Source organism: Paenibacillus mobilis, from assembly GCF_058267595.1.
This window is the reverse complement of the sequence record NZ_JBZCMS010000004.1, coordinates 49,550-69,207: the sequence shown is the minus strand read 5'-3', so window position 1 is coordinate 69,207 and position 19,658 is coordinate 49,550. Positions and strand designations below refer to the sequence as shown.

The 19,658-nt window shown below is 52.8% G+C and carries 17 protein-coding genes; 6 read left to right on the top strand and 11 right to left on the bottom strand.

The genetic code is table 11. The annotated features are described in order from the left end of the window. Window positions 1-36 precede the first annotated feature (36 nt). The 3 genes from AC3ZPD_RS08955 to AC3ZPD_RS08945 all read left to right on the top strand — a co-directional run bounded on the left by AC3ZPD_RS08955 (window position 37) and on the right by AC3ZPD_RS08945 (window position 2,113). Complete coding sequence (locus AC3ZPD_RS08955) at window positions 37-516, top strand: CBO0543 family protein (RefSeq protein ID WP_490983949.1); 480 nt, start codon at window positions 37-39, stop codon at window positions 514-516. After that, a complete protein-coding gene (locus tag AC3ZPD_RS08950) occupies window positions 513-1,031 on the top strand; it encodes a CBO0543 family protein (RefSeq protein ID WP_490983948.1) in 519 nt (172 codons plus the stop codon). Before AC3ZPD_RS08955 ends, AC3ZPD_RS08950 begins: the two co-directional genes overlap by 4 nt. A gap of 245 nt (window positions 1,032-1,276) precedes the next feature. Next, on the top strand, window positions 1,277-2,113 hold the full coding sequence (locus AC3ZPD_RS08945) for a YitT family protein (RefSeq protein WP_490983947.1): 837 nt from the start codon (window positions 1,277-1,279) through the stop codon (window positions 2,111-2,113). A 77-nt stretch (window positions 2,114-2,190) separates the two neighbouring features. Here AC3ZPD_RS08945 and bshB2 read toward each other — a convergent pair whose 3' ends face one another. From bshB2 to AC3ZPD_RS08900, 9 genes are all read right to left on the bottom strand, one after another. Next, the gene (gene bshB2, locus AC3ZPD_RS08940; RefSeq protein ID WP_490983946.1) at window positions 2,191-2,862 is read right to left on the bottom strand and encodes a bacillithiol biosynthesis deacetylase BshB2; all 672 of its coding nucleotides are present in this window, start codon (window positions 2,860-2,862) and stop codon (window positions 2,191-2,193) included. 25 nt (window positions 2,863-2,887) lie between these two features. Beyond that, window positions 2,888-3,235: a YojF family protein gene (locus tag AC3ZPD_RS08935; protein ID WP_490983945.1), complete on the bottom strand. Its 348-nt coding sequence runs from the start codon at window positions 3,233-3,235 to the stop codon at window positions 2,888-2,890. A gap of 249 nt (window positions 3,236-3,484) precedes the next feature. Then, window positions 3,485-3,661, bottom strand: coding sequence for a YjfB family protein (locus AC3ZPD_RS08930; RefSeq protein WP_490983944.1), 177 nt, complete (start codon window positions 3,659-3,661; stop codon window positions 3,485-3,487). Window positions 3,662-3,878: 217 nt separating this feature from the next. Next, window positions 3,879-4,760 (bottom strand): carbohydrate ABC transporter permease, encoded by an 882-nt coding sequence (locus tag AC3ZPD_RS08925; RefSeq protein WP_490983943.1) that lies wholly within the window; start codon window positions 4,758-4,760, stop codon window positions 3,879-3,881. A gap of 17 nt (window positions 4,761-4,777) precedes the next feature. Next, window positions 4,778-5,635 carry an ABC transporter permease gene (locus AC3ZPD_RS08920; RefSeq protein WP_490984295.1) on the bottom strand — a complete coding sequence of 286 codons (858 nt, stop codon included), beginning with the start codon at window positions 5,633-5,635 and terminating at the stop codon, window positions 4,778-4,780. Between the two features lie 125 nt (window positions 5,636-5,760). Beyond that, window positions 5,761-7,440 (bottom strand): extracellular solute-binding protein, encoded by a 1,680-nt coding sequence (locus tag AC3ZPD_RS08915; RefSeq protein ID WP_490983942.1) that lies wholly within the window; start codon window positions 7,438-7,440, stop codon window positions 5,761-5,763. A gap of 157 nt (window positions 7,441-7,597) precedes the next feature. After that, window positions 7,598-9,259 (bottom strand): response regulator, encoded by a 1,662-nt coding sequence (locus AC3ZPD_RS08910; protein WP_490983941.1) that lies wholly within the window; start codon window positions 9,257-9,259, stop codon window positions 7,598-7,600. Continuing rightward, window positions 9,234-11,054: a sensor histidine kinase gene (locus tag AC3ZPD_RS08905; RefSeq protein ID WP_490983940.1), complete on the bottom strand. Its 1,821-nt coding sequence runs from the start codon at window positions 11,052-11,054 to the stop codon at window positions 9,234-9,236. The genes AC3ZPD_RS08910 and AC3ZPD_RS08905 overlap by 26 nt, the downstream gene beginning before the upstream one ends. Next, window positions 11,051-11,950 (bottom strand): helix-turn-helix domain-containing protein, encoded by a 900-nt coding sequence (locus AC3ZPD_RS08900; protein WP_490983939.1) that lies wholly within the window; start codon window positions 11,948-11,950, stop codon window positions 11,051-11,053. Before AC3ZPD_RS08900 ends, AC3ZPD_RS08905 begins: the two co-directional genes overlap by 4 nt. Before the next feature lie 254 nt (window positions 11,951-12,204). Between AC3ZPD_RS08900 and AC3ZPD_RS08895 the strand changes: the two genes are divergently transcribed. Next, on the top strand, window positions 12,205-13,263 hold the full coding sequence (locus tag AC3ZPD_RS08895) for a Gfo/Idh/MocA family protein (protein WP_490983938.1): 1,059 nt from the start codon (window positions 12,205-12,207) through the stop codon (window positions 13,261-13,263). After that, window positions 13,260-14,117: a sugar phosphate isomerase/epimerase family protein gene (locus tag AC3ZPD_RS08890; protein WP_490983937.1), complete on the top strand. Its 858-nt coding sequence runs from the start codon at window positions 13,260-13,262 to the stop codon at window positions 14,115-14,117. The genes AC3ZPD_RS08895 and AC3ZPD_RS08890 overlap by 4 nt, the downstream gene beginning before the upstream one ends. Before the next feature lie 155 nt (window positions 14,118-14,272). Here the strand turns inward: AC3ZPD_RS08890 and AC3ZPD_RS08885 are convergent, their stop codons facing one another. Both AC3ZPD_RS08885 and AC3ZPD_RS08880 read right to left on the bottom strand, forming a co-directional pair. Beyond that, window positions 14,273-15,124 carry a sugar phosphate isomerase/epimerase family protein gene (locus AC3ZPD_RS08885; RefSeq protein ID WP_490983936.1) on the bottom strand — a complete coding sequence of 284 codons (852 nt, stop codon included), beginning with the start codon at window positions 15,122-15,124 and terminating at the stop codon, window positions 14,273-14,275. A 98-nt stretch (window positions 15,125-15,222) separates the two neighbouring features. Continuing rightward, window positions 15,223-18,360, bottom strand: coding sequence for a beta-galactosidase (locus AC3ZPD_RS08880; RefSeq protein ID WP_490983935.1), 3,138 nt, complete (start codon window positions 18,358-18,360; stop codon window positions 15,223-15,225). Between the two features lie 241 nt (window positions 18,361-18,601). Here AC3ZPD_RS08880 and AC3ZPD_RS08875 point away from each other — a divergent pair, with 241 nt between their 5' ends. Continuing rightward, window positions 18,602-19,645, top strand: coding sequence for a LacI family DNA-binding transcriptional regulator (locus AC3ZPD_RS08875; protein ID WP_490983934.1), 1,044 nt, complete (start codon window positions 18,602-18,604; stop codon window positions 19,643-19,645). Window positions 19,646-19,658: the final 13 nt, after the last annotated feature.

The window sequence follows — 19,658 nt, the reverse complement described above, 5'->3', positions numbered from 1 at the left end:
GAAATTAGCTTTTTTACACATTTTAAAGGTATGGACATGGACAAAAATCTTCTATTAATCATTTGGGTCGTCGCCGGTACCCTTTCCGCTTATCTCATCCCAAAAGGGAAAGGACATATTTTTGTCCTAAGCTGGCTTGTATGCCAAGGGATCGCCTGGTTGATCGAAACCTGCCTTGTAGAATGGCATTTCATTGCATACCCGGTTCGTGAATTTCCTCAAGCCTCCCATATCGGGCTCACTTTCAAAGTGATCTGGTTCCCTTTGGTATGCAGCATCTTCATTGTATACAGTATCGGCATTTCGCGAACCCGCAGGTTTCTTCATTTCTTGTTTTGTATTGCTTTTCTTACGTTTTGTGAAAGCTTGATCGTCAAATACACGCGGCTGATAGAATACCACCATTTTAACTGGGCGCTCAGATCCATCTGCTTTCTGATTTTGCTAACAACCGTGGAGCGGATCGTCGATTGGTTTTTCAGGGCAGGCCCAAACGAAGACGAGGTCATTTTATGAGCCTTAAGGTGCAATACGGGATTCTTATCATGGTCTGGGTTGTATCCTTTGCTTTGTTTTTTTTCATTCCGCGGACAAAAAGACGACTGGCGTGTACCGCTTTCTTTTTTAAACAGCTGGTGACGTGTTTGATTGGCCATTTAGCCGTCGAGCTTGGTTTGTTGTCCTACCCTGTCCGGGAACTTTCGGACATTTACGTGACGAGCTTTACTTATGAGTACATCGCTTATCCAAGTATTTGTGCCCTTTGCATTTGTTACAAACCCGTCAGAGAACGGAGACTTATGGAATTTGTCTATTATGTCCTCTGGAGCACCGGATTAACGGTTATCGAGGTCCTGATTGAACGCTACACCGACTTGGTCCGGTACCTCGACTGGAACTGGTTTTGCTCCTGGAGCAGCATCTTCCTGACGTTTATTCTAACCCGGTCTTTCTGCCGGCACTTTTTTTCAACCTGGCACGCTCAACAAAATGCAGACATAACCGTAAAAGAACCGGAGACAGCCAAATGAAATGCACCTCTCAAAATAGACATTGGAACCCGCTTGGGTTTAGCCGATGGAAATTCTGAGGGTGCATTTTTTATGCTTCTCCCTTCCCGGTCGTCCATCCGTCCGGAGCGAATCCGGTTCTTTTTCAAGTGAATTGGATAGCAAAGTAAAGTGTCAAAGTCGTATTGACTTTGATGGCGTAAGTAGATACGATGATTTGGTTGTAAAACTGGAGACATGCTTGCAGAGAGGACTAGAGTTAAGTTATGAAAAAGAAAGCTGCGGATATCGCATTCATTATGTTAGGTGCCTTTTTATTCGCGCTGGCCGTCAATTTGTTTGTTATCCCGAATGAGTTTGGCGAGGGCGGCGTGACCGGGGTCACCATCATTTTATATTATTTGTTTCAGTGGTCGCCTTCTATTGTCAATATCGTCATCAACGGATTTCTGCTGATTGTCGGCTATAGATTTCTGGACCGGCGAACTACGCTGTACACGGTCCTTGCCGTCGCCTTTAATTCCCTGTTTCTGCATTTAACGGCAAACTGGAGGGTTCATTCCGACGAGCTGACCGTTAATGCGATTTTTGCCGGCGTGCTTGTGGGACTGGGCATCGGCTTGATCGTGCGGGTAGGCGGAACCACGGCGGGAACCGTGATTCTCGCCCGGATCGCCAATAAATATCTCGATTGGAATATCAGTTACGCGCTGTTGTTTTTTGATCTGATCGTCGCCTTTTCCTCCTATTTCATTATCGGTGCGGAAAAGCTGATGCTGACCATCGTCATTTTGTATGTAGGTACGAAAGTGATGGACTTTATCATCGAGGGGCTGAATCCCAAAAAAGCAGTAACGATCATATCGGAGAAGCAGGACGACATTGCCGAGAGGGTCATTACCCAAATGGACCGCGGCGTGACCGTGCTGTCAGGCCATGGCTACTATACCAAAAACCCGAAAGAGGTTCTCTATATCGTCATCAGCAAACAGGAAGTCTCCCCGCTGAAAAAGATTGTAAAAGCCGTCGATCCGGCAGCCTTTATTACCATTCATGATGTGCGGGACGTGTTTGGAGAGGGATTTTTGGACATTTCGAAGTAAGATATTGAAAGCCCGGCACATATCACTGTACCGGGCTTTTTTTCGTTTAAGAATTGAATTCCCCCAATAACCAACCGTCAATCGAATTTCAGGGTCCAGAACCGCTCCGTGCCGAAACGGTCCTCCAAATCTTTCTGGCTGGCTTTCTTGAGCTCAGGCACCCAGAACTGCGATTTATGCGACTGAACCGAAGCCGCTTTCTGTTTCACGAAATCTTTAACATCTACTCGGACGTCAGGCGGCCCGATGATATCTTCGCAGCCTTTTGAGAACGCCATCGCGCGGACCACCGGTCTTCTTTCAGCCGGCAGGTTCTCTACGCAGCGGACAACGGCGGCGCCGGTCGCATCATGATCGGGGTGAACCGCATAACCAGGATAAAATGTATAAATAACCGTCGGGTTCAGTTCTTCAATCAAAGCTGAAATCGCTCCGTCCAGCAGCTCACGCTCTTCGAATTCAATCGTTTTATCGTGGAAGCCAAGCATCCGCAAATCCTGAATGCCGATCGCCCGGCAGGACTGCGCCAGCTCTTCCTTGCGGATTTCAGGCAACGTAATACGGTTTGCAAACAGTGGGCTGCCCATGTTGCGAGCCATTTGTCCAAGGGTCAAACAAGCGTATGTAACCCGGGAGCCGTTTTTTACGTATTTGGCCAAACTCCCCGAGACGCCGAAGCTTTCATCGTCCGGGTGAGGCAGTACGACCAATACGCGGTGATTGTCATAACGATCCATATCCGTGATCATCTCCTCATCTCCATTCCTCGTAACGTCATTTAAAAGGGTACGGGCTGATTTGCAGGGCAACTACCAGCTTGCCGTCCTTGTCATGCCCGGCCAGAATAAGCCGATCATTTTCCGTCTCTTCATAATGGGTCAGGCCTTCGGAATAGATCCAGCCCTGCTCCATTTTGAGACCTACCCGGTAGGGTCCAACTCCGGAAATACCGCCATGGACGTAGCGGATGACCGCATTCGTAATAAAATTGGCGGCAGGATGCCGGGACGCGTCGTGGTGAGCCGCATAAGCCCCGTTTGTTAATTCAAGATGTATATATAAATCTTGGTCTTTCATCTCGTCGATTCTCTGTTGAATGTATTGCGGATCAATCGGCAGCATCGTATTCCCCTCCATCTATAGCGATCTTGTTTAGCAGGCGGCCTTAAGATTTGCGGGCTGAACATAAGGTTCGTCCCCACGTATCTCTTCGGGCGTTCTGCAGTTATGGTCAAATATCCAGCAACCTAATCATTTTATCATATTATGTCGCGGATTGCTTCCATCCTCGGCAGGCTCTTGGACAAAAACAAGCAGGCACCTCCTTAACGGCATGCCTGCTTGTTTTGGAAGCCGACGGTTGTCCGCTCCTTAAATGGAGATATCGAGGTTTTTCCCCAGATTGGGGCTGCCGCTTTTTTCGAGCATTTGCACGAGATTTTGTCCTTGCGTCTCCGCCTGGTTTTTCGCCATCGATAAAACCTGAATGCTGACGGCCTGAGCCAGCTTGGCTTGGCTCATAGACATAGATGTAGCTGGGATATCCATCTTCTTCCTCCTCCCTCTGTCCTTGTTATCGGTCGGCGGGAAGCCCAAATTGACCCTGGGGCCGAAAGTTTACATTTGAGGACAAAATGAATCCCCCTAATAAAAGAGATTATCCCGAAGTTCTTAGGATAATCTCTTAAAGTTGCCGAACCTGCGGTGATCGGATACGGTCCATTTATTCTCTTGTTGGTTATCCTTAATTTTATGCCCTGCGAGGTTATCCCTTCACGCTCCCCAGCACTATCCCCTTCACGAAATACCGCTGCAGGAAAGGATAAACGACCAGAATGGGAAGGGAACCCACGAAGATCTGGGCAGCCTTGAATGTCCGGTTGGACACGTCGGCCATAGCCGCCGCCTGATCCGCATTCATATGCGACAGATCCTCCTGCACGATGACGGTCTGCAAATAGGACGATAGCGGGTAGTTGTCAGGCGAATTCATTAAAATCAGCCCGTCAAACCAGGAGTTCCAATGACCCACCATCGTAAACAGCGTAACCGTTGCCAAGGAAGGCAAAGACAGAGGGGCGTAAATTTTCCACAAGCTGGTCCAGTAGCCGCCTCCATCCATAAAACAGGATTCTTCCAATTCCTTCGGCAGCCCCCTAAAGAAGTTGAGCAGCAGTATAACGTTAAATACGCCTACGGCGTTGGGAATAATTAAAGCCCACAGCGTATCCACCAGTCCGGTATCCCTCACGGTCACGTACCAGGGAATCAACCCGCCGGAGAACAGCGTAGTGAAAACAAAAAACCACGCGTAACCCGTCCGGAATTTGAATTGTGAGGGTTCCTTGGACAGCGGATAGGCAGTGAGAAGCGTAAGCAGCATACTGATTGCCGTTCCCAGGAGCACCCTCTGAACGCTGATCCACATGGACGCCAGAAACTGGGGCCGGTTCAGTACATATTCGTAGGAGCTCCAGGTGAATTCGATGGGCCAAAGCTTTACCGCTCCCGTCGTCGCCGCCCCTTTGGAGCTGAGCGATACGGCCAGAATATGAATAAGGGGCAACAGGCAAAGCAGGGAGATCCCGATCAGCAGGATATAATTCAGGATAAGGAAAATTCTGCGACCCGGCGTCATCAGATGCATCGGCTTGACCTCCTCCGCTAGAAGATTCGATAGTTCGCAAATTTGGATGCAAGGCTGTAAGAAGTGACGATAAAGATCAGGGAGACGACCGACTTGAACAGGCCGATGGCCGTAGCCACGCCGTATTGCGCATTTTCCAGGCCTATCCGGTAAATCAAGGTATCGAGAATATCTCCGCGTTCATATACGGTCGGGCTGTACATATTGAACACCTGATCAAAGCCGGCATTCAGCACGTTGCCCAGGCTGAGCGTAGCCAGCAAAATGATGATCGGCAGCATACCGGGCAGCGTGACATGCCCAGTCTGCTTCCAGCGGTTCGCCCCGTCCATCGTAGCCGCTTCATAAAGCGAAGGGTCAATCGACGTCAAGGCCGCCAAATAAACGATCGTGCTGAACCCGAATTCCTTCCAAACGTCGGTCACGACAAGCGTATAAGGAAACCAGGCGTTGCTGCCCAGGAAAAAGATCGGCTCTATGCCGAACAGGCCAAGGAGCTGATTGACGATCCCGGTGGTCGGCGACAGAATATCGATGAAAATGCCGCCGAGAATAACCCAAGACAAGAAATGCGGCAAATAAATCAGCGTCTGCACCCCGCGTTTGATCAGTTCGCTCCGCAGCTCGTTCAGCAGCAGGGCTATCGTGATGGGGACAATCAGCCCGGCAACGATCTTCATCGCCGCAATAAAAATCGTATTGAAGATGACATGTGGCGTATCCGGCAAAGCGAATACATACTTGAAATTATCGAGGCCAATCCATTTGGAATGAAGCATGCCTTTGAACGGGTCAAACTTCTGGAAAGCCATAATGATGCCCACCATCGGCCAATAACAATAGATCAGCACAATCACAATAGCCGGCAGAACCATGAGATGCAGCGGCCATTGTCTGCGCAGCTGCAGCGACAAAGCGGGCCTTCTGCCCGGCGAAGGGATCGTTTCACCGGGAGGGGAAGGAACTCCTGAAGGCCCTTCCCCTTTGTTCCGCTCAGAGGTTAATGCGAGGTTTTCCATTCGTTAACTTCCTCCGTAATTTGGTCCCCTCCCAGCGATTTCCAGCTCTTCACGAAGGAATCGAAGGAATCCACGGATGCTTCGCCGGTGATGATTTTGGTGAACGTTTCGATTTCGAGCTTGTCGAGCGTCACCTTCTTCTCAGCCATGGTTTCTGTAGGGGCCCCGACAAATCCGTTGCTGATGACTTTTCCGGCATCGTTCAGTATACGCAACTGCTTCATCGCACCGTCCGGACCGTTGGCGGCGTAGCCGGACCAGCCGGCCGGATTGGTCCCGTCCAGATAAGTCTGGAATTCCTTATACATGATTTTGGTCTCCGAGCTGGAAATATTGGCGTCGCTTTTACTCTTGAGCGCCTCCTCCAGCTCCTGCTGGCGGATCAAATCCTTGTTTGGATTTACGACCTCGACCAGCGAATATTTGTTGACCCCGATCGAATCGGTTGCCGTGGTTACTTGGCCGTATTTATCAAATTCGGCTTCTTCGCTGTACAGCTTCTGATAATACAGATTCGCCAGCTTTACGATCAACTCGGGATGGCTGTAGCCTTTCTTTAACACATAATATTGCGAAACGGAGAATGGCATTTGGACGGTAGCTTCGCCGCCATCCACTGAAGGCATCGGATAAGATACCCAATCGACCGATGGATCGGCTTTCACCATATCCCAGAACGGCCATGCCGGATACCAGCTTGGACCTACCACCATGCCGAGTTTATTGGAGGTAATGGTTTCGAACATCTTTACCGTATCCTTCACACCAAATTCCGGGTCGATCAGCTTCTCTGCATACATCTTCTGCAGCGTAGCCAGCGCCTCTTTCATTTCCGGCTGGATGCTGCCGTATTTGAGGCCGCCTGATCCGTCATCCACCCAGATTTGCGGATAAGCTCCGTATCCGTTGAAAATGCCGATGCTGTCCGTGCTCTGCCCGATCTTCTGAGTCAGCCCGAGGCCGTAAGTGTCGGCTTTTCCGTTGCCGTCCGGGTCGTTAGCAGCGAAAGCTTCGGCGATCTTCACGACATCGTCCATCGATTTTGGCGCAGGCAGCCCAAGCTTCTTCATCCAGTCCGCCCGGACCCAAAGCAGCGGCGCCGAACCGCCGATCACCGGCTGCGTGGACGGAATGGCCAGCAGCTTCCCGTCAAAGGTAGCGGAAGGCAGCGCATTTTCGTCAATCTTCATGACCGCTTTAAGATCATCGCTGGCGTAATTATTGAAAGCCTCCGTCAAATCGGCCAGCTGTCCGGCATCGGCCAGCTGTCTGAGCTGTGTTTCGTTGACCATCATAAAATCGGGCAAATCCTTGGATGCGATGGCGATATTCAGCTTGGAATCGTATTGGTCGCTCCCTGTTACCGTCCATTTATACTTCACATCAATGCCCATCTGTTTGTACAAGTCGCTCCAGACATTGTGTTCAATGTCCTGCCCCTCCGGAAACTTTACTTCTTCGCTTAGCATCTTTACCGCTGTCAGGGTTACGGGAGGATCATAAACGCCAAACGGATCACCGGGTTCACTGACCGCCGGGCTTGTACCGGCTGATGCTTCCCCTGTGTTGCTGCTGCCGTTTCCGCTCCCGCAGCCGCTGAGGGCCATAGATAACACAAGCAAACCTGCGAGCAGCGCCAAACCTTTTTTCTTTCTCTTCATTACGCTAACCTCCTTGTAATTGGGTAGACTGCATGCACAGCATAAGACCCGTTACCTGACATTAGTTCTGAAGGAAACTTTACAATGGCTTAACAAAAGTATAAGGGGACAAAAAAAGAGCTATCTAGTTTAAGCTCTTTACTTTGCTATCTTTTGTTTACTTGTTTGTGATTTCTCTGTACTCCTGCGGAGTCAAGTGGGTAGCCGCCTTGAAGAAACGATAGAAATAAGGGGGAGAAATAAAGCCGACCGCGGCCGCGATTTCATGAATTTTATCCGTTGTTTCCTCCAGTAGCTGCTTGGCTTTCAACAATCTCGCCGCCGTAATCGCTTCGGATAATCCCTGTCCTGTTACCTGCTTGTACAGTCTGGATAAATAAGAGGGGTTATGGCCCACCTTGTCGCCGATCTGCGTTAAGGACAGATCCCCCGATAAATTTTGCTCGATATATAAATTCACCTTGTCGATAACCTCATGCTGCTGCTCGTTTCTTCCGTTCTCCAAGCTTTCAAAGATGCAATCCGCAATCTGCCTGATATACGCTGCTGCGTCCTTCCATGATGAATGGCTGTCGTACCGGGTAAGCCTGCCTAGATCGATAAACCGGCCCCGAGCCGGGTCCAAAGCATTCTCGACGTGGCGAATATAAGGGAAATACAACGAAACGATCTGATAATAGACGGTGATTTTATCCAGCGTTCCAGCCGGGGAATTGTCCTCGAATATGGAGGTGGTCAAATCCTCCAGCAGTTCTCCAAAAGTCCTGCAATCTCTTTGTTCAAGGGATGCACGCATGAATTCCACCTTTTTGGTTACGGTCCGGACAGCAGCGTCTTTGCTGCGTTCCACCAGGCCTTTGCCGGTACGGGGTTCATGCTCGACAAGCAGCGTTTCCTCCACGCAGCCCAATCCACTTCCCAGCAGCAGCTTCAGGTCCTCAAACTTTCCGGGGATTTCCCTCCAGCAGACCCAATTTCCGGCGACAACCAGTGAAATTCGAAGTCCTAGCAGGCTTCTGGAACGGTTCTGAACCTGCTCCAAGGCATGTTTAACCAGATTAAAGCTTTGCAGGAGGTTCCCTCCGGTCACACTGCCGCCCGAAGTTACATTCTGAATAAACCAGACGTTCCGGAACGACTCGTATTCTACGGCAGCCATGCGGGCAAAAGGCTTTATGAGCTCATGAGCCAGCTGCTCCAGGGCATATCCGAATCTAGTCTTCATCCCCCGATCCAGGGCCGCACTTTCGTCGATCCGGCAGAGCACCAGCAGAGAAGGAACTGTCTCGTCCAGCTCAAACTTTAGTTCGGCAAAATCGGAGCGAGTGTCTTCAACAATATCCTGACCGTATAGCAGGTCGAGCAGAAACTGCCTCTGCAGCAGCGGAAGTGTCCGCGCCATCCTCTCTTCCGCCTGCACCAGCAGCCTGAAAGCATTAAACTCTTCTTCCAGCAAAACAATCGTCCGCCTGAGGGCAGCCAGCACGGCCTCATTGCCTTCAGTTTTCAAAATATAATCCGCGCTGCCGTCCCGGGTGGCTTCCTGAATAAAAGCGAAATCATCATATCCGGTCAGAAAAATCACTTTGGTTCTCGTCCAGCGTTGGCGAATCACCTTCTGCAGCTCCAATCCACTTAAACCCGGCATCCGGATATCCGTAAGGACGATGTCGGCCGGCGTCCGTTCCAGTTTGTCCAGAGCCGAAACGGCGGAGTAAGCCTGCTCAACCTCCAGATCCAGCCGGCTTGTGTGCTCACACAAATAAGTAAGCCCTTTCACAATAAAAGGTTCGTCATCCACGATCAGCAACCGGTACATCCTGGGTCTCCTCCTCCAAAGGCAAAATGATTTCGATCCGTAATCCTCCTAGCCTGCCGCGGGTCAACTGAAGTCCGGACTGACCGCCGAACATCAGCTGAAGGCGGCGGTGCACATTAACCAGTCCCGTAACTTCCTCCCCTTCCGTTTCCGGTCCCCGGAGCTTATCCTTTAAGCCGGATAATTGTTTATCCGTTAAAGCATCGCCGTTGTCCTCAACGGACAGTCGAAGACCGTCTACCTCCGCCGTCATTCGAATTTCGATCCTCCCGCCTCCCTCTTTGCTTTTCAAGCCGTGTTCATAGGCATTTTCGATTAAAGGCTGCAAGGTTAGCAGCGGCAGCGTACGGTTACTCCAGCCGGGCGGAATCGGGTCCCACTCTACGGTAATCCAGCTGTGAAACCGGATCGTCTGGATGGACGTGTAGGATTGGGCGTGCTGGACCTCGGCTTGCAGCCTCACTTCGTCCGAAGCGCTGCGGGTAATAAACCGGAAATATTCGCCCAGGTGACGGGTAAACAACACCAGATTGTCGATGTCCCACATCTCCGCCATCTGATGCAGCGTAAAAAAGCTGTTATACAAAAAATGCGGATTGATCTGCGATTGCAGCTGCTTGAGCTCCGACCGCTGGGCATGAATCTTCTGCTTGTAGACCTCCTGAATGAGCATCTGCATCCGCTGGACCATTTCATTAAAGTGCTCGTACAGATAATGAAATTCGTCCGGATGGCCATGGTGAAGCTCCACCTGCTGGAGGTTCTCAATATTCAGTCTCCGGAAGGCCCGGACAAGCCGGTTGAGAGGCTGATGAATCCGATTGTAAATCCAAACGCTGAAGGCTAATACGATCAGTAGAGAGAAGATGGACAAACCGATAAAGATAAACCGGTACATGCCCAGCGACTGCAGGAATTGGCGCTCCGGCGCATACAAGACGAGCACGGCATCCAGTTTGTCCGATGGCTGGACGCTCACCCAATAGCGGATTCCGTTCGCTTTAACCGGGATTACTTTCCCCGAAAGCTCCTTCAGGTCCCTGCTTCCCGCCTGAATTTGCTCCATCAGCTTGTCCCCGGTTTCGGCCGCAGCCGGTTCAGAGCTTTCGGACACGGACCAGGGGATCATATTCCCCGTCAGAACGGCGCCCCCGCTTCCGCCGACAGCCTGTTCCATCGCCTCCTGCACCCGGTAACGATCCAGCGTGACAAGAATCGCGAAGTTGGGGGCTTTGCCGGATGAACTGTATTCCGGATAAACCAGACCCATCTGCAGTTTGTTCTCGAATGTAAAAAGAAAGCTGGCCGACTTCCGCCTAATGGCCTCAATCTGTTTCTCAGGCATAGGTTCCACGTAGGTCGTGCCCCGGATCGTTTTTTCGATTTGGGGAATATAAACCTCGGCGCTCGTAATATAAGGATTTGAGCTCTGCAGCAGCAGCATTTTGCCCTGAACCCGTTCCACGGCCTGAAAATATTCCGTCCGCCCCAATGCCGGGGCGATCGTACCCAGCTTCTGAAAGTCGGAGTCCTGGGATAAATTGTTCATCAGCAGCACCGTGTTGCCCAGCTCCTGCTCCAAAGTCCCCATAAAAAACCGGGCCCGCGACTGCATGGAGCTGAAAATTTCCTTCTTGACGCTCCGCGAACCGGATTCGTTCAGAGCCATGGCCACTACATACACCGGCACGATCGCCAGCAAAAAAGCGAACACAATCCAGAAAAAAAGCGAGTTACGCCCGAAACGGGGACCCTGATTTTGCGGGACAGCCGGCAGGGGAAGGAGCCGTTTCATGGCCGCCCTCTTTCAGCTCCTTCAGGAGCAAACGTCCTAAATTCGGAAGGCGGCACGCTTTTGAATTTCTTAAAGGTCCGGCTGAAATAAGAAAGATCCTGGTAGCCGGAAGCCAGTGCAATTTCGGAGATCGTCATTTCCGTGTTGCGGAGCAGGTATTCGGACTTTGAAATACGGATATGGTTGACGTATTCCGTCACGGTCTGTCCTGTAAGCTCGCTGAACAGCCGACTGAAATGAAAGCGGCTCAGGCCCGCGAACCGGGAGAGCTGCGAGACGCTGATTTCCTCGAGATAATGCTGTTCGATATATTCAAAAATCGGAGCAAACCGCTCCAGATTCCTCCTTCGGGTGTTGTCGCCGGAAGACGCCTTCGGTGTCTCGGCCGTATATTCCCTTATCAGCAGCGTCAGCAGCCTGAAAATGGACGATTTTACCGCCAGCTCGTAGCCGATCTGCTGACTGGCAAATTCCTGCACGATGGCATCCATGACCTTTCCAACGGCCTCATCGTCCCGAATCAGATGCTGAAACAGAATCCGGTTCTGGACGAACGGTGCTATGTATTTCACCTCCATCGCATCCGGCGAAGGACTCTGCAGCAGAGACAAGTCGGAGATCAGGGCGTAATATTCCACCTCATCTGAAAGGGAGGTTCCCTGGTGCAGATCGTTGCAGTTCAGCATCAACACATCCCCCTCCCGGACCCGGAATGGGACGGAATTGCATTCTATAACGGCTTCTCCCTTCGTAAAATAAAGCACCTCCATATGCTCATGCCAATGCGGCGGAAACATCTCCCGCCCGCAGCTGCCATGACGGCAGGTATGCAGCTTGACCGGAAAATAAGGATCCGGCATATCCATCGGTTCGCGTAAAGAAGCTGGTTTGTTCATCTCTGATTCCCCCTGATCGCACATTTGTTCAAACAAACAGCAAGGTGGTGCATGGCTTTCCAGCCGCAAATCGATAACAATACAAATAAATCCGAAACCCTCAGGTGAACGGTTGAATTTCGCTCAGGGCAAAATATGCAGAACACTTTCAGGCGAACATTTCGTTTTAAAGGCGTATTTTTCCTTCTTTGCCCCACTCAATTTCTAAGGTTCACCTGATAAGTTTCTTAAATCGAAGGGAGCTGCTTTTATTTATGTCCATCGTCAAAATCGGCGTGATCGGCACGGGTTCGATCTCCGAATATCATCTCAAGCCTTACTCCGCTCATCCGGAAGCTGAAGTTTACGCGGTATGCGACCTGAATGAAGAGCGGGCCAACGCCGCCGCGTCCGCCTATGGTGCGAAGAAGGTTTATACCGACTACCGCAAGCTTGTGGCCGATCCGGACATCGACGCGGTCAGCATCTGCACCTGGAACAATACTCACGCCGAAATCAGCATCGCCGCGCTGCAGGCCGGCAAACATGTCCTGGTCGAGAAACCGCTCTGCAAGACCGTGGAAGAGGCCCTTCAGGTCCAGGAAGCCGTTCAAAGCTCCGGCAAGCTGCTGCAGGTCGGCTTCGTCCGCCGCTACGATCCGAACGCCCAAATGCTGCGCGCCTTCGCGGACAGCGGCGAATTCGGCGAAATCTATTATGCGAAAGCCTCCTATATTCGCCGCTTCGGCAATCCGGGCGGCTGGTTCAGCGACAAAAGCCGTTCCGGCGGCGGGCCGCTGATCGACATCGGGGTACACGTCATTGACCTCTGCTGGTACATGATGGGCCGTCCGAAGGTCAAATCGGTCAGCGGCAATACTTACAGCAAGCTGGGCAACCGGGCCCACATCCAGAACCTTTCTCGTTATCAGGCCGCCGATTACAACGCCGAGCTGAATGATGTGGAAGATATGGCCAATGCCCTGATCCGGTTTGAAAACGGCGCTTCGCTGATGATCGACGTCAGCTTCTCCCTGCATGCCAAACAAAACGAAGGCATCGTGAAGCTGTACGGCGACAAAGGCGGCTTCGAAATCGATCCCGAGGTTTGCATCGTCACGGAGAAAAACAACACCATCCTCAACATCCAGCCGCAAACCGACAGCGCCGGCTTCCAGTTCGAGAAAGCCTTCGAAAGCGAAATCGCCCATTTCATCGACTGCGTCCAGCACAATAAACAGCCGCTGAGCCCGGTGGAGGACGGCGTAGAAATCATGAAAATCCTGAATGCCGTCTATGAATCCGCCGCTACCGGCAAGGAGGTTTATCTATGAAAATCGGATTAAGCACTTACAGCCTGTATGGCGCCCTGCAATCCGGCGAGATGACCGTTGAGGACGTACTCGACTATACGGCCTCCATCGGCGGCGAACACGTCGAAATCGTGCCGCTCGGCTACAGCCTGACCGACAATCCCGGCCTGATTGACGCAATCCGCTCCCGGGCGGAGCACAACGGACTCGAGCTTTCCAATTATGCGATCGGTGCCAACTTCCTGACGGACGACGATGAATTGTTCCGCAAGGAGATTGAGCGGGTCAAAGGGCAGGTCGATATCGCCGCCAAGCTTGGCGTATCTCTTATGCGCCATGACGTTGCTTCCTCTCCTGACGTCTCGATCGGTCATTTCAATGCACAGGTCCAGCGGCTCGCTGAAGCATGCCGGGAAATAGCCCGTTATGCGGCCGGGTACGGCATAACGACCAGCGTAGAGAACCATGGCTATTTCATCCAGCAGAGCGACCGGGTCCAAACGCTCATTCAGGCCGTAGGCGAACCCAATTTCAAAACAACGCTGGATATCGGCAATTTCGTCTGCGCCGACGAAGATCCTTTGGCGGCCGTGCCAAATAACCTTCCATACGCCTCCATCGTGCATATCAAAGACTTCTACATCCGCCCTGCCTCCCAGGATCCCGGCGAAGGCTGGTTCCGTTCGGCGGCCGGCAAATATTTGCGCGGGGCCATCGTCGGCCAAGGCGATTTGAACATCCGCGAAACGCTCCGCCTGGTCAAACAGTCGGGATACGACGGGTATCTCTCCCTGGAATTCGAAGGCATGGAGCCCTGCCGGGACGGCGCAAGAATCGGCCTGGATAATCTGCGCCGTTTCTGGAACGAGATTTAACTGAGGCCTTTAACTCAGCTTTTAACTCAAGTCTTTATAGGAAAAGACGGCTGCCTGGGAACCAGGGTGCCGCCTTTTTTTGATTTCTTTAGTATGATTTATTTAGTAAGCCTCCATCTTCCTTCCGATTCGGAGACTCCTGTTTCTAAGCGCGTCTAAGCCCGGTATCGTTTGATAAAATCGACCGCCTGCTTGATATCTGCTTCAGGCGTATCGCCGACCTCGCGTTCCACCGTCAGGTAACCGCCATAGCCGATGTCCTGCAAAGCCTGGAAATAAGCGTCAAAGTCAACGCCGCCTTCGCCGACCGGCACCTCCTTGAAGCCCGGTTCCTGATCCAGCTTCGTATGATCCAGTGCGCCGTATACGTCGTACGGATTCACTTCCCGCAGCCGGACGCCGTCTTTGACGTGCGTATGCACGATATAATCCTTGAGGGTATGGACGCCGCGTGCCGGATCATCTCCTGTCACCATCACCATATTGGCCGGGTCAAAGTTGACCGCCACGCCTTTGGTATCCAGCGAATCCAGGAACCCTTTCAGGCGTTCCGCCGTTTCCGGACCGGTTTCGATCGCAAAATAACCGCCCAGCGAATGCGCATAGGCCGCCAGCTCGTTGCAGGCCTCCTGCAGAATGGCATAAACCGGGTCGGCCGGATCCTCGGGCACGATACCGATATGCGTCGTCACGACGCGGCAGTCCAGATCGAGCGCCAGATCGAGCGCACGTTTCGATTTTTCGATCTTCCATCCGTTCTGCGCCGGGTCCTTAAAGCCGCTTCCGCCAAAATCCGCGCAGAGCGCCGAGATGTCGAGCCCCAGCTCCCGGATGAACCTTTTCAGCTCCGTCCGTTTCTCGGCATTCATATTGTCCGGCTCCATCTCGCCCTGCGTCACCCAAATCTGCACGCCGTCCGCGCCGATTTCCTTGGCTTTGATAAGCCCCTCCCGGATACCCAATCCAAAGCTGTCGACAATCACTCCGATTTTATTCGTAAGTCCCACTGCAATCCGTCCTCTCTTGAATAAATAAATTCGACTATTGATTCCAAGGAATAACCGAAACCGAAACCGAAAGGGAACCCGAGATAGATAAAAAAGCGCTAAGCCGTCGTTGTCTCTTTCTTCTTCTCTGCCCTCTCGATCTTCACCTGCCCCGGCCGATAAAGCGAGGTGACGCATCCGCCGGCATCCGTCGCAAACAGCACGGAGCGCTCCTGCGGAAGCCTGAAGGCGTATTCGTTCAGCGACTTTGGATCACGCACCCGGATATCCGCGTCTCCGCCATATTCGGATACGAACACAAACAGATTTCCGTCACCGTATTCGAGCCTTCGACCGTAAATCCCGGCCAGTTCCCCGCCTTCCAGCCACTCCAGCTCACGGGTAACGCCGGCAGCGGACAACGCTTCTTCATACAGGGCTTCAATCGCTTCCCAGCGCTCGTTCAGTTCTACCGGCAGCGGGCACCAAATCCACTTTCCTTTGCCAAGCGGTACGGTGACTGTTCCCTGCGCCTGATTCGCCCCTGTTCCTTGGAGTCTTTCAAGCTCCAGCAGGCCGATCTTTTTCTCCCCGAAGGAAACCGGATACCGCTCTCCGTCAAGCTCAAGCAGTTCTTCCCGCAGCACGTTGCCAGGCGAGGTCGCAGCGATCTTGTCTTTCAGCCTGGAGGCGTTGTGCCCCCAATAAGCGTCGATCCGCAGCGGGCCGGTCCAAAGCACGGTGCTGCCCTTTTCAGCCAGGGCTACCAATTCTTCAAAAGCTTCGTCCGCAAAATTATGAGCACTCGGCACGAGGATCAGCTTGGCCGGATAGCGGCGCAGGCTCTCCAAATCATATTCGGAAGCGCCGCGCGGATGAACGTTTAACCCGAAAGTTAAGGTTCTTACCGCCCGGGTTGTAGCCTCGAAAGCCAGCTTGCGGCTTGAAAAATCGTTGGAGAACGGATAGACCACCGCTACCTCCTCCAGCTTCCGTTCTTCAAATAAAGCCACATTTTCCTTCATGAAACGCCCGAAGTCGTAGGAGACGTCCGCCTCCGGCTTCTGCGTGCCGTCCGCCCGCAGCGCACCGATGTTAGATTCGTTGGCGTTATCCATGAAATAATTGATGTTCCAGATCCACTGCACCGCACCCGCTGCCCCGGTCGAAAAAGCATACGCATACTTGCGCTCCAAAATATTGCGCAGTTCTTCCTCGCTCCGTTTGGCCATGCCGTCCGGACGCTGAACGTGCATGATCCCGGTTTCCTGGACCAGGTTCGGCTTATCCGGCGTTTTGGTAAAAATGCCGTCCCAGGCCAGATGGTCCATCTGCCACCAGGAATGCACCGTCGTATAGTCCACGGCCGGAGCGTAGAAGAACGGTGACGGACGCTGTGAACAGATGCCTTCGTCCTGGCCGACTGTCGCCAGCTGCTCAGGATCGGAGCGGCGGATTGTCCCGATCAGCTCGCCTGCCCAGCGGTTATGCATATCCATGCTAAACAGGGCGTAATCCAGCATCGGCCCGCGTTTCCTCGGCTGAAGCACGCTGTGGTAGGCCGTATCATCGGGATCCGGAGCCGGGGCCGTTTCAAAGGACGTCAGCTGGTCCGGCGTCATATTCCAGCATTCCTGCAGCCTGGTTAAATCACCTTCGTATCTTTGACGAAGCCATTCGCCCCAGGCTCTCCGCTCAAAAGGATCAGCTGCCGTCACCGGCCCTTCGAAGATCCGCTGCGGATTAAACAGGGACGGCTCGTTGATGAGATCCCAATGAACGTTAACCGTCCCTTGATGACGGCTTACGATGGAGGCAATAAACCGCTTTTCGGCTTCCACGGAACGCGGGTCCAAATAAGGGTTCAGCCCTTCCCATGTTTCCGGGGCAAAAGAGAAGAAGGTAAAGGTCACTTCCAAACCGTGCTTTTTGGCTGTAAGGATAAAAGCGTCAAGCGCCCGCATCGCATCTTCAGCCGCATGGCCGTCGGCAAACATAATCATGCGGTAGGCGGTCCAGACCCCGGTGCGGATCAGGTTGATTCCCGCCCGGCTCATTTCGGCCATGTCGCTGTCCCAGCGCTGCACATTAGGCAGATGAAGGAATTTACGGGCCACATCTGACGCCATATACGTCATGCCGACGATCGGGACCGGCTTGCCTCCGCGCGTAAAATAATCCCGCCCCGCCTTAAGCGGTTCGCCGGACTGCAGCAGCTCCCGATCCATGCCCCAGAACCCCTGGGTCAGGATTCGTTTCTCGCCCGCATCCGACGCCGCTTCACACAACACGCGGTACAAGCCGGATTCGATAGCGGCCTTTACGGGCAGCCTGACGAACTGCAGGTCAGGCTGCTCCCGGCCTGCGGGCGCTTCAGCGCCAGCCGTCCATAGGGGCTGCTCAGCCCCGTCCTTATACACCGCCACGGAAAAATTCCATTTCCGGCTGGTGGTCTCCGTCCGTGCAAGCGTCTGCAGCTGAATCGTGATCATGGCCTGTTCACCAGGCTCATAGGACGCATAATTCGGCTTCAGCCACAACTCCGTTACGCCGAGTCCCGAATACCGCGCCAATTCCCCCAGCAGCGCCGGGCCCCCGCCTGCCCAAAACTCCGGACTCAGCTGCTGATTAATCAGAATCCAGCGTCCTCCCGCATAAGCCCCTTTATACTGCTCCAGCATAACAACGGGGGCGCAGCGCTCCCGCCCGTCCGCGTCCACCCCGGTAAGCAGCGGATAAATGACCGCGTCCATCGGTCCGCTGGATCCCATCTCCGCAGGCATATCGCTTGACTTGGTTGGATGCAGCGTAAGGCCGCAGGTCGGGGCAATACCGAACAGCTGCTCTTGGCCGCTCAGTACCGGAAACTCGGCCGAAGCCTTGGTTTCTTTCACCGCCTGCACATCGACGTCCAGAGCGTCATGCATATCGAGCAGCTGGTGGTAAGCCGGCTGTTCCCGCTCTATCCGCCAACCGCTGCCCTCCCGGCTTACCGGCTGACGGAAAGGAACGCCTCCGGCATGCACCAGCCCGCCGCCGCCTTTCAGATGTCCAAGAATAGCCGGCCAAGCTTCTTTCGGAAAATAAGGGCCGTGAAGATGAACCAGCACCTCCCGCTTACAGGAAGCCAAACTTCGGGCAAGACCCTCGGCATCTACCAGCTCGGCTCCTCCACTCAGAAGCAGCCGGACATGATCGGCAGACGGCCTTTCGCCGGGATAGGGGAATTTTTCATCGTAAAATACGAGAACGTTCATCTTTCGCCTTCCTCTCCGAATAAATATGTTATTTTCGTTATGTTATGATATGATATCGTTATTACGATCAGTTTATCCGCTCTCCAAAACCTCGTCAACTCCCCAAAGGGACCTGTTAATAAAGAACCTTTTCTCAATATTGGCGGGAAATCACGAGGTTTCCGGATTTGTTTTATCCATTTTCGTTATGTAATTTGTTAGGATAAAATTTATTTTTCACTCTGAATAGGAGCAGGTAGGGATGGCACGTAAAATATCGATTCAATTTCTCGCCGATCAGCTAGGCTTGTCCAAATATGCTGTATCCCGCGCATTAAGCGGCAAGTCAGGCGTCAGCGAGGCGACCCGGGCACGTGTGCTCGAGCTGGCTCGCACTACAGGGTACTATAAACAGCAAAACAAGCTGCCTTCGAAATCTGAATCCAGATCAACGGCTTCTTTTGTGCTCATCTGCATGAAGCAGAGCCATCAGGGGAACGCCAGCTACTGGCAGCGAGTGCTTTCAGGCCTCATTGAGGGCTGCAGCGAGCAGGGCTGGCATCACCTGATTTTGGCCCCCTCGGAGACGGAGATCGGCAGAGCAGCCACTCCGGAAGAAGCTATCGCTCCCCACCTGGACTGGGCTGGCTGCGTCGGCGTTATCGTAATGGGCGAATTCTCCTATCCCGTTCTGCATACGCTGGAGAACACGGGGAAACCTTTGATTTTGGTTGATCACAAAGATCCCATGGTGAAATGCGACAAGGTGGTCCACGACAACCTCGAGGCGGGCAGCACATTGGTCCGTCATATGCTGTCGCTTAGCATGCGGCATATCGGCTTTATCGGTGACGATGGAAGGACGACCAGTTTTAAGGAAAGGCAGCTCGGTGTCCGTTTTGGCTTTGAGGCCTATGCGGAGCCTGATGTCCGTTTGTCTGAATGGAATCTTCCCTATATGGAGGGCGGCCCCGGCTGGCTCAAGAAAATGTGGGAGAACTACGCTGCACTCCAGCCGGAGGAACGCCCGGACAGCTGGATCTGTGCCAATGACGACATCGCTTTGGCATGGATGCATAAGCTTCAAGAAACGGGTATTTCTTTCCCGAGCGACATCCGGATTGCCGGAATCGACAATATCAAAGCTGCGGCTGAGGCCTCTCCTCCCCTGACAACGGTTAATCTGCACAAAGAGGAATTGGGCCAGCGGGCGGTAGAAATGCTCAAGCGGCGCATAGAACGCCCTGGTGCTCCGCAGGAAACCGTATTGCTCAGCGCAGACCTGATCATGCGTTTATCCACTTAGAAAGGGGGCAATA

Excerpts from the sequence above, each read along its gene's own strand:
- AC3ZPD_RS08945 (WP_490983947.1), top strand. The coding sequence starts at position 1,277 with ATGAAAAAGAAAGCTGCGGATATCGCATTCATTATGTTAGGTGCCTTT.
- AC3ZPD_RS08880 (WP_490983935.1), bottom strand. The coding sequence starts at position 18,360 with ATGAACGTTCTCGTATTTTACGATGAAAAATTCCCCTATCCCGGCGAA.
- AC3ZPD_RS08915 (WP_490983942.1), bottom strand. The coding sequence starts at position 7,440 with ATGAAGAGAAAGAAAAAAGGTTTGGCGCTGCTCGCAGGTTTGCTTGTG.
- AC3ZPD_RS08950 (WP_490983948.1), top strand. The coding sequence starts at position 513 with ATGAGCCTTAAGGTGCAATACGGGATTCTTATCATGGTCTGGGTTGTA.
- AC3ZPD_RS08925 (WP_490983943.1), bottom strand. The coding sequence starts at position 4,760 with ATGCATCTGATGACGCCGGGTCGCAGAATTTTCCTTATCCTGAATTAT.
- AC3ZPD_RS08890 (WP_490983937.1), top strand. The coding sequence starts at position 13,260 with ATGAAAATCGGATTAAGCACTTACAGCCTGTATGGCGCCCTGCAATCC.
- AC3ZPD_RS08900 (WP_490983939.1), bottom strand. The coding sequence starts at position 11,950 with ATGAACAAACCAGCTTCTTTACGCGAACCGATGGATATGCCGGATCCT.
- AC3ZPD_RS08910 (WP_490983941.1), bottom strand. The coding sequence starts at position 9,259 with ATGTACCGGTTGCTGATCGTGGATGACGAACCTTTTATTGTGAAAGGG.
- AC3ZPD_RS08875 (WP_490983934.1), top strand. The coding sequence starts at position 18,602 with ATGGCACGTAAAATATCGATTCAATTTCTCGCCGATCAGCTAGGCTTG.
- AC3ZPD_RS08955 (WP_490983949.1), top strand. The coding sequence starts at position 37 with ATGGACAAAAATCTTCTATTAATCATTTGGGTCGTCGCCGGTACCCTT.
- bshB2 (WP_490983946.1), bottom strand. The coding sequence starts at position 2,862 with ATGATCACGGATATGGATCGTTATGACAATCACCGCGTATTGGTCGTA.
- AC3ZPD_RS08930 (WP_490983944.1), bottom strand. The coding sequence starts at position 3,661 with ATGGATATCCCAGCTACATCTATGTCTATGAGCCAAGCCAAGCTGGCT.
- AC3ZPD_RS08935 (WP_490983945.1), bottom strand. The coding sequence starts at position 3,235 with ATGCTGCCGATTGATCCGCAATACATTCAACAGAGAATCGACGAGATG.
- AC3ZPD_RS08920 (WP_490984295.1), bottom strand. The coding sequence starts at position 5,635 with ATGGTTCTGCCGGCTATTGTGATTGTGCTGATCTATTGTTATTGGCCG.
- AC3ZPD_RS08905 (WP_490983940.1), bottom strand. The coding sequence starts at position 11,054 with ATGAAACGGCTCCTTCCCCTGCCGGCTGTCCCGCAAAATCAGGGTCCC.
- AC3ZPD_RS08895 (WP_490983938.1), top strand. The coding sequence starts at position 12,205 with ATGTCCATCGTCAAAATCGGCGTGATCGGCACGGGTTCGATCTCCGAA.